This window comes from Flavobacterium sp. Root420, from assembly GCF_001427905.1.
Classification (GTDB): Bacteria; Bacteroidota; Bacteroidia; order Flavobacteriales; family Flavobacteriaceae; genus Flavobacterium.
Genome location: NZ_LMEF01000007.1, coordinates 15,256 through 30,723 on the forward strand (window position 1 = coordinate 15,256; position 15,468 = coordinate 30,723).

7 protein-coding genes are annotated in these 15,468 nt (G+C 36.9%); 1 reads left to right on the forward strand and 6 read right to left on the reverse strand.

The features are described from left to right. Positions 1-69 precede the first annotated feature (69 nt). Positions 70-684, forward strand: a complete 615-nt coding sequence (locus ASC72_RS06120) for a hypothetical protein (RefSeq protein WP_056188410.1) — start codon at positions 70-72, stop codon at positions 682-684. Between the two features lie 217 nt (positions 685-901). Here the strand turns inward: ASC72_RS06120 and ASC72_RS06125 are convergent, their stop codons facing one another. The 6 genes from ASC72_RS06125 to ASC72_RS06150 all read right to left on the reverse strand — a co-directional run bounded on the left by ASC72_RS06125 (position 902) and on the right by ASC72_RS06150 (position 15,380). Next, on the reverse strand, positions 902-3,334 hold the full coding sequence (locus tag ASC72_RS06125) for a sugar-binding domain-containing protein (RefSeq protein ID WP_056188413.1): 2,433 nt from the start codon (positions 3,332-3,334) through the stop codon (positions 902-904). 243 nt (positions 3,335-3,577) lie between these two features. Next, a complete protein-coding gene (locus tag ASC72_RS06130; protein ID WP_056188416.1) occupies positions 3,578-7,084 on the reverse strand; it encodes a malectin domain-containing carbohydrate-binding protein in 3,507 nt (1,168 codons plus the stop codon). Positions 7,085-7,297: 213 nt separating this feature from the next. Next, complete coding sequence (locus tag ASC72_RS06135; protein WP_056188419.1) at positions 7,298-10,030, reverse strand: glycoside hydrolase family 20 zincin-like fold domain-containing protein; 2,733 nt, start codon at positions 10,028-10,030, stop codon at positions 7,298-7,300. A 256-nt stretch (positions 10,031-10,286) separates the two neighbouring features. Continuing rightward, the gene (locus ASC72_RS06140) at positions 10,287-11,183 is read right to left on the reverse strand and encodes a sugar phosphate isomerase/epimerase (protein WP_056188422.1); all 897 of its coding nucleotides are present in this window, start codon (positions 11,181-11,183) and stop codon (positions 10,287-10,289) included. Positions 11,184-11,345: 162 nt separating this feature from the next. Beyond that, complete coding sequence (locus ASC72_RS06145; RefSeq protein WP_056188425.1) at positions 11,346-12,494, reverse strand: exo-alpha-sialidase; 1,149 nt, start codon at positions 12,492-12,494, stop codon at positions 11,346-11,348. Positions 12,495-12,629: 135 nt separating this feature from the next. Beyond that, entirely contained in the window at positions 12,630-15,380 is a 2,751-nt protein-coding gene (locus tag ASC72_RS06150; protein ID WP_056188428.1) for a glycoside hydrolase family 78 protein, read from the reverse strand. Between the last annotated feature and the right edge of the window lie 88 nt (positions 15,381-15,468).

The following is a 15,468-nucleotide window of genomic DNA, read 5'->3' on the forward strand; positions in this document are numbered from 1 at the left end:
GAGCGACATATGATTTGACAATTTTAATTTACTTTTACCTTGATCCAAATATAGTAATCAGCAAAGTAGATGAAAAAAAATATTCTTTATATCGTTATGATTTTTGTTTTTTCCAATTGTCAAAACAAAAAAGAAGAAACCAATATTGCTTCTGAAGAAACTAAAAATATCAATGAAATAGTTGAAGCAATCATAATTCAGGACAGCTTGAATGTATTTTTAAAAAGTGAAGACTCTACTATGTTTTGTAACGAACTTAGGAGGTTAAATATATACATTCCGGAAAAAAGGAATGATGGATTAGCTCTACCTCCGCCACCTCAAGATATCTATATTACCGAGTTAATAAATAGTAAAATAAAAGGAGAAAGTTTTTTTTCATCTAAAGATTCTTTATATCTATTAAAACAAAATTCAAACCCGGAAAAACTAAAAATTGAAAAGGATTTAATTAATAGGCTAAACACTATCACAATTGAAAAATTAGAAACACAATATAAAAAAGGTCAGCGAATTAGATTTTATGAAATGACTATTCCTGTTTTCTCTCTTGACAAACAAAAAGCATATGTGCAATTAGGCTATCATTGTGGACGCCTTTGCGGAAATGGAAAAGCTATTTATTTAAAAAAAATAAATAGAAAATGGAAGATCATTACAAAATGGGAAACGTGGATAAGTTAGACATAAGAAAAAACTTAAATTAACATATATAATTCAAAAAACTCCATTACTGCTAATGGAGTTTTTTGGTTTTGTATTTGAGATTTAAACATTTCGCTCTTCCAGAGCTAAAAATCTTCTATCGTATATTTTGAAAACTCCAGAGGAGTGTAATGTTTATAGAAAATAATAAAAATTAGGCTCAAAGCCCCAGAGGGGCGACATAAGATTTGACAATTTAATTTACTTCTACATCTAAAGTAGCAACCGGAATCCCATTCCCCGCCGAAGCCTTAAATTTTATATTTTCATTCTTCCCATTCGACTGAATAATCGCAATACATTTACCATTAAACAATTTACAGGAATTCGCTTTAAAAGAATCCAGATTAGCCTGATAACCGTTATCAACGCCCACTAATTTTCCTCCGCCTGAAACTTCAAAATTGATTAAATCATTCGCATTTGGCAGAAGATTTCCGTCTTTATCTGTAATAGAAGCTGTTACGTAAACCAGATCGTAGCTATCATTTTTGATCGTTTGTTTGTTGGCGCTTAAATCTATTTTGGCAGCCGCTCCTGCGGTATGAATTTCTTTTTCTAAAACTACTTTTCCGTCTTTTCTGGAAATCGCTTTTAGTGTTCCAGGCTCAAATTTTACGCGCCATGAAATATGCAAATCATCATTTTGTTTTGCTTTTTTGCCTAATGACTTTCCGTTGAGAAACAATTCAACTTCATCAGCATTATTGTAATACGCCCAAACGTCAACTTCTTGTCCTTCCTTCCAATTCCAATGCGGAAAAATATGCAAAACCGGTTTAGTTGTCCATTCACTTTGGTACATAAAATAGACATCTTTTGGGAAACCGGCTAAATCTACAATTCCGAAATAAGAACTTCTTGCCGGATACGGATACGGATCCGGTTCACCGATATAATCAAAACCGGTCCAGATAAAAGTGCCCGCCATGAAATCCTGTTTTTTGATCGTCTTCCAGTTTTCTTCGTGCGTCGCGCCCCAGTATGATTTTACCTGATCGAAGGCTGAAACGGTCCAATCTCCATTTCCGTCAAAAGCAGCTCCATGTTTTGTTGGCCAAGCTTTAATGCCATCCGCAGGAAAATCATAATGACCACGCGTTTCTAAAGCCGAAACACTTTCAGAAGCGATGATTTTTTGCCCTTTAAAACGCTTTGGAAAATCTTTGTAATCTTCATGTTTATAATTGAATCCCAAAATATCCAAAGCACCCGATTGATAAATGAAATTTTTCTCAATAACATTTTCTGTCAAGGCCGAAGTCACCGGACGTGTTTTATCCAATGCTTTTACAATTTGAGCCAATTCTCTGGTAATTGCAATTCCGGTACTATCAAATTGTTCCCTGATTTCGTTTCCAATACTCCACATCATTACTGATGGATGATTACGATCTCTTTTGATGAAATCTTCCAAATCTTTTTTATGCCACGCATCCCAATCTTTGTGGTAATCGTTGGTTACTTTTTTCTTTTTCCAGACATCAAAAGCCTCGTCCTGAACTATGAAACCCATTTCATCACACAATTGCATCATTTCCAATGAATGCGGATTATGTGACATTCTGATCGCGTTGGTTCCCATTTCTTTTAAAATGGTCAATTTTCTTTTCACCGCATGAATATTTTCTACAGCGCCCAAAGCGCCATTATCGTGGTGCAGACAAACTCCCAGAATTTTCATCGGTTTTCCATTTAAGGAGAACCCTTTCTCGGCATCAAAATTAAAATAACGAACTCCAAGTGGTGTTTCGTAACTATCGACTAAAGTTGATTTCTCATAAATTTTAGTAACGATTTTATACAAATACGTATTTTCTGTATCCCAAAGAATCGGATTTTTTAATGTGAAATTCTGAATATTTTTTGAAGAAGAATTGGCCGCTATTTTTTGTGTTGATTCGGTTTGGGCGACTTCAACATTATTTTTATTTAAAATGGAAGAAACCATTCTGAATTCCTTTTCCGTTTCAGAAGCATTCTTCACATCAACCTCTAAATGAACCGAAGCTTTTTCTGTTGAAATATCAGGTGTCGTTACAAAAGTTCCCCACTCTTCCACATGCAATTTATCGCTGGCCACCAATCGCACATTTCTATAAATTCCGGAACCGGTGTACCATCTTGAATTGGGCTGAGCCGAATTATCAACTTTTACGGCAATTACATTCTGACCTCCAAATTTCAAATATTTTGATAATTCATAAGAAAATGAAATATAACCATTCGGGCGAATTCCTAAAGAATGTCCGTTTATAAACACTTCACTGTTTTTAAAAACACCATCAAATTCTACACAAACCGTTTTATTTTCCCAATCCTGCGGAATCGTAAATGTTTTGCGGTACCAACCCATCCCCGCAGGCAAAAATCCTTGTGCTTGTTTTGTTTTACTGTCTTTATCAAAAGCGCCTTCAATACTCCAATCGTGAGGCAATTGAAGCATTCTCCAATCCGAAGCATTAAAATCAGATTGAATAGCCGTTGGATAATCTCCTATTTTGAAATTCCAGTCTTTGTTAAAATCTTCAACGATTCTGGCATTTTTACTTTTTGTAGCGCAGGCTGCCAGGAGTAATAATGCTAGTAGTATTGTTGTTTTTTGTAGAATGTTTTTATGTTTATTCATTACAATTATTTTTTTATTCTTTGATGATTTACGCCACGCTTTGTCATTTCGAGGAACGAGAAATCACACTCGGGATTCGACAAAGATTGTTGACCTACTATGCGGAGTTTCTAGTGTGATCCCTCGTTCCTCGGGATGACAAGATTGTGTTTATCGCAATGCGTCAACAATTGGAGCATAGACGCACTGCTGTGCGCCTCTACAATCCTTTGTGCCTTTGTACCTCTGAACCTTTGTGCCTTCCTACTGAAACTCAAAAGAATCCAACAGCAACCCTTTCAAATCATCCCCTTCCAAAGTAATTTTATAAGTACCCGCATTAATATATCCTCCCGAAGTCGTATTCAAAACTTTCCATTTTTCTGTTGCCGGGAAAAATTCGATTGTATCATTTCGCATCAAAATTCCGTACGCATCTTCCATTTTGAATTTTACTTTTAACGGCGTTTCGTTTCTGTTCATGAACTTGAAACGCATTAAATAAATTCCGGCAACGCCAGGTTTTACTTCAAACTCAATGCTGTTATTGGTCTTTTTGGTGAATTCAATATAATCGGCTTTTTTGAAATTTCCTTTTACGATATCGGTTCCTGTTATTTTGGCATTTTCAGCTTCTAAAACTAAGGTCTGGCGCGAGTCATCTTTTTCACCCATATCATAAGTTGGAACAACGGCTATTGAACAACTTTCGAAAAATATTTTTTCTCCTTTTTTTACTTTTTTATGTAAAACAGAAAACGTCATTCCTTTTGAATTTTTAACCATTTCATCCATTCTTTTGTATCCTGAAATAGAATCTTTTGATCGAGTAAATCGATAAACATCTGAATCTTCTTTTGCTACAAATGAACCAAAAGCTTTTGAATTTACGGAAAACTGAAAATAATCTGCGCCAAAAACTTCTGCCGGTAATTGGGTAAAAACAACTTCGGAATCTGAATGTTGTTTTGAATTAATACCAAGCCATGAGCCGATTTTATAGTTCATTTGATTCTCTGAATTAAAAGTAACATTCTGAATGTTTTTAAGAGATTCAGCTGCCGGTCTGGCGTGAATATCTTTGGTCGCGATCGCAATTGCTGAGATAATAGCTTCTCCCACTTTTACATTCGGAAAAGAAATTCTAATTTTTCCTCCTTTGCTTTTTACCACAAATGTTTTCTTCAAAGCTTTGTCGTGTCCAACTTCTGACCAAATATCAAAATCTTTCAAAACGACATTGTCATTAATCGCCACATCAAACAAGCGCCAGCCTTTGCAATCTAAGCCGCCGCCAGTTCCGTACCACGGTTCTGTGAAATACAATTCGACTAAATATTCGCCATCAGCAGTAGGAAATTCATAACTCAATTGATCTGCTCCGTATCTGAAACTTTGAAATAAAGTTTGATCTTTTGTACCCGAAATTGGGTCGAAAGTACTACGCTGACTCGCATAAAAATCCGGCAATTTTTCAAATTTATCGGTCCACGATAAAGATCCCCAGGTATTTTGACCGCTTTTGTGTGTATCCGTCAACCAGGTATTTCCAGTTGAATCTGTAAATTCAGAACCTCCGCAATTGACTCTGTAAATATAATTGTATCCTTTTTTAGCTTTTGTAATATCAGTTTGGTCGGTAAATAATGCGTTTAAATTGGGTGCTTTTGGAAGTGTATTCAAAACAACATAATCTTTCGCAACCGCTTTTCCATTTACATAACCCACAGCATACAAAACATTGTATTGAATATTGACATTATTCCATTGAAAATGCTTTCCTAAACCCGGATTTTTCAATTTACCCAATGAACTTTTATTGACGTCATTGAACAATTCCACGGCATCACAATTCGAATAAATATCGATTCCGTTTTTTATACCTGGCGAATCCCAACGGCTTGGCCACGAATGCGAAACGATATAAACCATCGGATTTGTTTTGTTCGAAACATAATTGGCGCGGTACATATAATACGCGTCAAGTGGTTCTCCCCAAACGGTAAAAAGTCCTTTGTAATTTATTGGGCCAACTTTATCAATATCACGAAAACCTTCGCCATTTTGAGAACGTCCCGGATTTTCATGCGAGGCAAAAAGCCAGTTAAATTGTCCCGCTATTTTATCTTTTACTGATTCGGCTTCACGGACTTTGATTTCCATTAATTGCGAAAAACGGTTTTCGCTCAAAATTCCTTTTTGATCAAATTCGCCTTCGGTATGTAAATCTGCTGTACGCCACGCGCCGTATTCTCCGTTTAGGAGTTGCGTGCTTATTTCGAGATGGTATTTTAAAGGATCACCACCATACGTTCCGGACCAGTTTTGAACGACATTCCAGTCGGTTCCTTCACCACCATTACAAGTCGGTACGATTCTTTGAGAAGCGGATAACGGATCCATTTCACGGATAATTTTCGTGCATTCTTCTGCAAATTCCTTCGGAATCGTGCTTTCATTCTGCAATCCCCACATGACCACTGACGGACTGTTTCTGCGTTCCTTAATCCATTCTCGTAATAAGGTTTTGAAATTCTCCTTGAATTCTGGTGTGTCGTACCAAATATGTGCCGAAAACTGACTCCAAAACAGGATTCCGTTTTCGTCTAATTCTTTTTGGTATACTAAATTATGAGGCTGATGTGCTTCTCTAAAAGCATTAAATCCCGCTGCTTTTATTTGTTCAATTCGAGCATGAATTTCCTGATCTGAAAACGAATGGCTTTTACCAATCAAATGTTCGTATTCGCAGGTTCCGTTTACAAACAGAGGTTCATCATTAATAAAAAACCGATTGTCTTTTCCGTCGCGACTCACTGGCCAACTCACCCAGCGGATTCCGTATGGCGTTATTAGTTCGTCTATTTTTTTTCCGTTTTCATAAACCGAAGTCACCAACTGATATAAATAGGGACTTGCCGGCGACCATAATTTCGGATTTAAAATTTCCGGAAGCGTCTGTGTTATTTCTTTTATTTCTCCTGAAACATTTTTGATATCGCTTTTGCTTATAGCAACTTTCTTTCCGCCAGCATCAAACAGTATATTTTCAATCGTTAAATCACGGTTTGACTTTCCGTAATTTTTGATTTCAGTTGTAGTATGAAGAATCGCTTTTTCTTTAGAAATTGATTTGTCGTTCCAGATATGAACACCAAAAGGCTCGATACGAACCTCATCAGTAACGACTAAAGAAACCGGTCTGAAAATCCCCATTGGCTGAGAACCTTCTGAAAATCCCCATTCGCCTGAACAGCCTCCACAAACCCAAGGAAGATCTGCGATGAAAGAGGGATGTTCTGCTTTGACCATTATATTATTTTCCCCATCAAAAGAAACGGCGTTCGTGATATCGATCGTAAAAGTCGTGCGCCCACCTTTATGTGCGCCCACTTTTTTTCCGTTTACCCAAACTGTAGCGTAAGAACTAACCCCTTCAAAATACAAAAAAAGGCGTTTGCCTTTATCTTTTTTATCAACACTAAATCTTTTATGATACCAGGCTGTTCCGTGCAAATTGCCGTGTTTCATTCTTCGGTAACCGTAATACTGGTCCCAGTTATGAGGCACATCTGTTTTTTGCCATTGCGAATCAATTTTAGGATTGCTCACAAAAGTTTCTTCCTGTTTTACAGAATCGCTTATGATAATAGTTTCCCAAGATGAATTCAGCGAAATTTCTTTACGTAATTTCGCTGAATCATGTTTCACCTGGCTCTCTACCGAGCTAAAAACTAAAAAAAAGCAAATAAAAAAAAATATTTTCTTCATGTTTTTTTACACCATATAAGTGATCTAAAATAATTTTAGTGTTAGTACGTTTTTTTGTGTCGAAATAAACCTGACAGTTTTAAAAACCTGTCTCTTCTAAATTAACAACGAGTTCGCGTGAGGGATTGAGGCGGTATCCTTTTATGTAGCTTCAGCGGAATAAAAGATATAGCCGAAAGCCCGACCCGGAGGGGCACGCCCAAATCATTCTTATTAATAAAACAACCAGTCAATCGCTCCTTTTTCTCCTGCATCAATATAGCCCACATCGCGCGGCGTGATCGTTTGGTTGGCGTCTATAAATCCTAATATCAACACTCTACCTTTTCCTAAATTCAATTCATTTTCTCCCGGTTGAAAAGTATAAGTGTGAATATTTACACGAGGCAATTCTTTAAGATTCATGGCACTTGCCAAAATCACTTCGGCCTGACCGTAAGCATTTCCGGCTGCATCTGTTTCTAAACTTGGCGGAAACAGGAATCTTTTTTGATCTGAATTGAAATAACCTACAACCAATTTTACGGGTTTCGTGTTTTTGAATTTCAAATGCGTTCCTTTTTCGTTTTGTGCGGTTTCCTCAAATGCAATTCCTTTTAAATTTTGCAATTCAGGCGCTATTTTAGTCAATTCTGAAATTGGCGTTCCGTAAACTTTTGTACCATTTTTTACGGCATAAGTTCCTTTACTGTCACTTAATAAAGTTACTTCTGCAGTTTGCCATGGTTTTCCTTCTTTGGTTGCAATTTTACCGTCTTTTGATGCTTTCAGCAATTCCAGATTTCGTTTAAAATTAACCAATTCTCTTTCGTAATGCGGCAATAATTCTGCCCATGTTTTGTTGTTTCCGTCATCGCCGCCAATCGGAATTCGGCGTTGAGCAGTCTGCATACTATTGGCGTACAGATAACTATCTTTTGTTAAATTTACTAAAGTTTCATAATAGGTGATGCTTTTCTCCAAATGCGGAAGTGCTTTATCCAAATCTGAGATATCATTTGAGTAACTGTATCTTAAAACCAATAAGGCCGCTTTTACCTTTTCTGAAAAGAAATCGGCGAAAGCTTTATAGCAATGCATATCGTTTTTAAGACGTAAAAATTCGTCTTTGTCTTTTGTTACTTTTGATTCTGCTTTGTCAATTGCTTCCACAGCCAGTCTTCCGTGTTCCGTGATTTCGGCAATAATCTGCGTTGGAAGTTCACCCACATGTGGTTCGTGATTCCACTCTTTTTTAGAATATTCCAAAAGCAATTCACCAACCGGACCACAAGATTCATGGAAACCAGGATAAACACGCCATTTTGCCGGATTTACCAACTGACTTTCGAACATTCCCAAAAGTAAAGTCTGACGGTTTCCTTCTGTAATTCCGAAACGTCTTAATGTTTTTGGAGCAATTTCTCCGGATTCATCGTACGCCTTTTGAATATTATTGGCTGCTTCTGTATCTGTTCCGTATTTCGCCGCTAAATCTTTATCCCAAAATTTAATTTCTTCCTTTCGGTCTCTTTTACTGTCCCACGCATATCTTGCCCAGGCTTTGTACCAAATCCAGTCGCGATCCATTTCTAATAATCGTTCTCCCGTTTTTGTTTTATCTGCAGAATACGGCCAATCCCAATACGATGCCTGGGGATATAAATGCAGCGCATTTGCACCGTGCACGCTGTGCATTGCCTTTACGGTTTTCTGAATAAAATCTGGCGAACCGTATCTGAAAGGTTCCAGATTGGCCAGAATGTGGACATTCTCAATATGAATCGATTTTAAAGCACTTAGCTGTTTGTGCGTTTCTCCCCAAGGTCCGCCTGGAGTGTAAGTAGTCAAGGATTCTCCGGTATATTTACTTTCTGTATATAAGTTTTTGTAAAGTGGAAGCGATTTTTCCATCACCAAAGGTCCATCGGTATCATGCGAACGCAAAATAATTGGCGGTTCGTCTGTTCTTCCTAATGCTTTCAAACCATCCTGAACACCCGGAATAATCGTTTTGGTAAACCATTCCACATCATCATCCACCGTATTAATGGCTTCTCCCAAGCAAACCATCAATCCCACATTTGGGTATTTTTCGATAAAAGCCGCAATTGATTTTCTGGTATAATCAGAAAGTAAGGGCGTAATTGGACGTGAACGATCTTGTGTTTTGATATTATAATGCTCCGCAAAAGGTTTCGAAACGATAATATTGTAGAACATCTGAATGACCCAGATCCCTCTTTTGTTGGCTTCTACAGTAAGGAATTTATAGACTTCTTCGTTCTTTTTAAAATCTTCGTCGCTTACCTCAACAGCAAAAGGATATTCTTTCAATTTCACCAAGGAAGCGAATGGATGTCCGTTCCATAAATACAAGGAATTCATTCTGTTATCGACCATCATATCCAGATACTTTATCCAAAGCTTTTTATCATAAAACCACGGAAAAGTTTCAGGCGTATACGGATATTCGTAAACGTCCCTTCCCGGAAGATAAGTCGTCTTTTGCATTCCGATACAGGCTCCTCTCAACACCATTTCAGGACTGTCATTAATATTAATTTCTGACGGAAGTTGTCCTGAACTTTTAATACGGTCTGCCAATTCCATTGCGCCGTATAAAGCACCGCTTGCGTCAGTTCCTTCGATATAAATAATATTTTTTTGCGTACGGATCTGGAACCCTTCTTTCTTAGTTAATTTGCTATCATCGATTTTGGCAGACTTCGAATTTTGATTCCAAAAATCAGTTCCTTTTTCGCCAATTACAATGACTTTATCTTTTGAGTTTTTAGCTATTTTATCTTCAGCAATTACTTTGAATCCTTTAGCTGATGCGATTTCAGATAATTTTTCAGCTCCAAACTGAGCTCTTGGCGATTTTGAATCACTAACAATAGTGATATTTTGCGCTGTTGCGAAAGTGGCGTAAAAACATAAAAAAAATAAGGTGATGTATTTCATTGTATTGTAATTTTATTCAACAAGTATGTCAGTACGAAGGACAAATCAAACTAGAAACTCGCCACTCTTTGTCGAGTTACGATTGGGATCCCTCGTCCCTCGGGATGACAAAAAAAGCGATTAAAATCTGCCTAATCCACTCAATCTGCGAGAGTTATTTTTTTTCTCGCAGATTTAGCAGATCTAGCAGATTTTTTTTAAAGTGTGAACTTGTACTGTTTAACTTTTACATATTCAGCACTTTTATTTGAATTTATTAATTCTGAAAAATCTTTTTTAAGTAGGCTACGTTTGCACCATAATTGACTTTTACATTATGCACTTGTGTTACATCTCTGGAGCGCTCCACAATTAGCCAGCCGCTCCATTTCATTTCGTCCAGCGTCTTTTTAATTTCCGGCATATTGATCATCGTGTCATTTTCCAGCCAAACTTTATCGGTGTTTGAAGCGTGAATTTGTGCCAGATGTTTTTTGCCTAATATTTTTAATTCCGAAACTATATCTCTTCCGTTATCTGCGGCATTGGCAAAATTGAAAGAGCTTTTGATATGTTTAGAACCAATTTCTTCTAAAAGTTTTTTCTCTTCAGTAGCATTCAGTGAAGTTTCAATGGCGATAACTCCGCCAATTTTACCTACTTGTTTTCCTGCCCATTTTAGTCTTTCAATAACAATCGGACGCAATTCCGGATTTTTAACCAAATCACTTTCTGTTCCCAACGGAAGATACGCCACTTTTACTTTCATGTCTTTCATTGCTTTTACGCAATCATTAATCATGGGTTCGATGGTTTCTCTTTTCGCAAAAGACTGTGCATAGAATCCGGACATGGCAATAGAACTGATTCCCACATGCAACTCTTTGGATTTATCCAGGAACTTTTGTCTTTCAACCGGATCTCCTAATTTACTATCAAAAGTTGGTCTTTTTCCTAAACCTCCCATGTCCAGTTCTATTCCGTCGGCTTTGATTTCGCTTGCCAAACCAAAAGCACCTAATTTTTGCCTTTTTAAAATCATCCAGTCACAAACCGCAACTTTATATTGTTGTTTGTTTTTTGATGATTGAGCTGTTGCGCAACTATTGAATGAACAGGAAAAAACTGCTAAGATTACGATAATAATGCTTTTCTTGAAATGAGCTAAATTCATAGTTATTAAGTTTTTTTTGCCACAGATTAAATGATTAAAAAAATCTGCTAAATCTGCTAAATCTGCGTGAAAAAATTGACTCTCGCAGATTTAGCAGATTTTGGAGATTTAACTAGAATTAAAAAATCATTTTAATCATTTAATCGGTGGCAAACTTTTTATTTATTCCTCTTCAGCCTTAACAGCCGTTACGGTTTTGTTTTCGTCTCCAGGCCAGATTCCATTTTTAATTGGGAATGCTTTTAATTTACTTGGATCAACCTTTACGTATTTGATTTTTTCTCTTCTCCAGGTATAAACGATATGCACCATTCCATCTGAACTCTGAATCATCGATGGATAGGAGTATTGACTGATTTTTGAATCTTCTAAAACCAGAGCCGCTTTCCAGTGAATTCCGTCATCAGAAATTGAAACATTTAATGGCGTTCTCGGCCCTTTTGCTTCCGTTCCCGGAGGCAATACGTGATTGTAAACCAACAAATGTTTTCCATTTTTAAGTGTCACGGCATCGGTTCCTGAATTGTTATTTGGCAAACCGATTAACTCGATATCTGACCATGTTTTTCCGTTATCTTTTGAGAATGTGCTAAAGATTGCTCTGTTTCTCGTTCTTCCAATTGCCTGAATACTTCCGTCTTTATGGAAAAGAATACTTGGCTGAATCGCATTGATTTTGTTTTTTCCTCTTGATAAAGTATCTCCTAAAACCCATGTTTTTCCGAAATCAGGAGAAGTTTCCATTCGCAATCTCCAACCATCGCCTTCAATACTTGACGGACATAATAAAGTTCCGTTGCTTAATAAAACCGGTTTGTTTTTGATTGGCCCCAAGAAATCTTTACTAGGCATATTCTTAGCCTCAGACCATGTTTTTCCATTATCAGATGAAGTTCTGATCACACCCCACCACTCCGATGGTTTTGGTCCGATTTTGTAGAAAAGCATTAAATCGCCACCCGGAATCTGATATAAAACCGGATTCCATGTTGGTAATCTCGGTCCGTCTTTCATCACACCATCGGCAACATTTATACCTTCAGTCCATTTGTCGCTTCCTTTTGGTTTTCTGCTTACATAAATACAAACGTCAGGATGTCTTTCTTTTGTTCCTCCAAACCATGAAGCTACTAAATCTCCGTTTGTAGCCTCCACAATTGTGGCAGCGTGACAAGACGGATAAGGCGCTTTATCATAGATAAATTCATCAACTAAAATTCCTTCTTTCCAGGTCTTTTTTTCTAAAGCAGATTTACAACTTCCTAAAAGCAATAAACCGAATAAGACAAAAGTTAACTTTATGATCTTCATTCCTAATTTTATTTTGGATTATTTTTTTGAATTTTTATGCAGTACTCTTAATTTTTCGCACAAAAATATTTATTAAGTGTAAAAATGACACTAAAAAATTAAAGATGTATCCTGTACTGTCCCGAAATACTAAAATTAACGCTTTACACTTACATTATAAGCACCTGACGGCAATGTCAAAACAGGTTTAGCTCCTTCGATTTTATAAGTTTCACTAGTTATTTTTTTACCATTTAAGGCAACATCTGAAATATTGTTTGTTGGCAAATAAACCAAAGCCGAAGTGTTCGCCGGAATAGTGATATTCCATTGCAAATTGTTTTTACTTTTCTTCCAGTTGCTTTTTATCAGTCCGTGAATGGATTCATAAGACGCGTTTACGTAAGTTAATCCTGCCTCAAAATCAGGTTTCATAATAATTTGTTTGAAACCCGGAGTTTCAGGATTACTTTTGATTCCGGCCATATTTTCGTAATACCAAATCAATAAATCGCCTAAAAGCATTACGTGATTTTGAGAGTTCATAGTTGGATCTGCTGTATTTCCGTTCCATAATTCCCAAATCGTAGTCGCTCCGTTTTCTACCATATAACCCCAGCTTGGATAGGTTTTATTGGATGCCAGTTTGTACGCCAAATCTCCTCTTCCAAAATTGGTCAGCGTTCGCATCAAAAATTGAGTTCCGATTACACCCGTACTGATATGACCGTTTTTCGTTACCTCAACTTCTTGCACCATATTCTGAAAAACCTTTTCTTTTAAATTTTCAGGAACTAGTCCGAAAGCCAACGGCAATACATTTGCTGTAACCGTATTATTGGCGTACGTATTCGTTGCTGCATTTAAATATTTTGCATTGAAAGCTTTACTGATTCTTTCTGATAAATCAGTATAATGTTCGATATCAGTATCCGCATTAGCGATTTTGGCAAACTTTTTCATAATTCCCAATAACTGATAATAAAAGGCACTTGAAATCAATCCGCCATCTGTTAAGCGAGCCGGATCTTTCGAACGAATTAATTCTAACGATTCAGGCGGCACGCACCAATCGCCGTATTTATCCTTATCCATCAAATCGTTTACCAGGTAATTTTCTTCCATATACAGCATCCATTTTTTCATGTTTGGATATTGTTTTTTAATCACTTCCTGATCTGCAAATTGTTGGTACAACATATCGGCAACCGTAATATAAGTTCCCGGCCAGGTTACATTATCGCCATAATAACGCCAAAATGCTGGCGCTACATCTGGTAATCCTCCATCTTGGGTTTGTGCATTTTTTATATCATCCAGCCATTTGGCATACAAAGTCTGATTATCGAATATAAAACTTTCTCCATAAGCTCCGGTTGTTCGGTCTCCCAACCAAGGCTGACGCTCGTTTCGCTGCGGACAATCAATTGGCATTCCTTTGTAATTTCCTCTGATTCCCCAATAGGCATTTTTGAAAATCTGGTTCATTATCGCGTCTGAAGATTCGAAAGTTCCGGTTGTTTTCATGTCATCATAAACCACTTTTCCAACAAAATTATCTACAGTTGGTTTTGTTGGAAATCCTGAAATTTCTACAAAACGGAATCCGTGATATACAAATCTCGGTTCCCAAATTTCTTCGCCTTCGCCTTTTAAAGTATAAACATCCGTAGTTTTTGCATCGCGCAAATTGGCGATATAAAGTGAGCCATCAGCTTGTAAAGATTCTGCAAATTTCATTGTAACCTGATCGCCACTTTTTCCTTTAACTCTCAATTGCAGCCAGCCCACCATATTCTGCCCCATATCTAAAATATAGGTACCTTTTGCAGTCTCTTTTATAGAAATAGGTTTTACCTCTCCCATTATTTTCATGTTAGGCGTCATTTGCCCTTCATAAAACCCACCAGGTTCTTGCACATATCTGACATTTACCCAATTTTTATCATCAAAATTAGTTGTGTTCCAGCCTTTCATCTCCTTGCGGGCATCGTATTCTTCTCCGTCATATTCGTTGTTGGACAAAATGGGTCCGTCCGTCGTAACCTTCCACGTATCATCTGTTCTGATAATATCCTGACTTCCATCTGTATATTCAACAAACAACTGCAAAGCCATTTTTGGCAAGCCAAATGATTTTATTTTATACGGTTTGTAATCTTGTCGCATGGCAAAAAAACGTCCGTTTCCTAAAATGGTTCCCAACATATTTTTGCCTTCTTTCAATTGCGAAGTCACATCAAAAACATTGTATTTTACGTTTTTAGTATAATCCGTAGGAACGGGTGCCAAAACCTGATCGCCAATTTTATTTCCGTTAATGTATAGCTCGTACAAGCCCATTCCCATGATATAAACCTTGGCATTTTTAACCTGTTTTTTAAGATTGATTTCTTTCCTTAAATATCTAGCCGATAATCTTGCGTACTGAGAAACACTGTCATCTTTCGATAATTTTTCATAACCAATCCAGCGGGTCGATTTCCAGTCGGCATAAGTTAATATCCCAATGCTGAAATGGGCGCTTTCATTTGATTTTATTTCTCCTTTATTGGTCCAGACAATTACTTTCCAAAACGCGTCTTGCCTGTTTTCGAGTTTTTTTCCTTTGTAAATAATATTGACAGCTTCATTACTTTCAACTTTTCCGCTATCCCATAAATCGCCATTGTTAGCATTTAAGTTTCCTAAAGTTGAAGCTACTAAAATTTGATACGCCGTTTGTTTTACATCGTTTACATCTGCATTAATTTGCCAGCTCAGTCTTGGTTTTAAAACATCAATTCCTTCCGGATTGTTCAGCATTTCGCATTGCAAATTGGTAACGCTGATTTTATTTTGGGCTTTCGCCGAAAAGGAAATCGTTGTTACGATGATGCATGTAATATGTAAAAAAAACTTTTTCATAATTTTATTTTAATCAATATAAAGTCCCAGAGGGACGATATATTTATAGATTTTATAATAGTAGGTTCATTAAGCCCCAGCGGGGCGA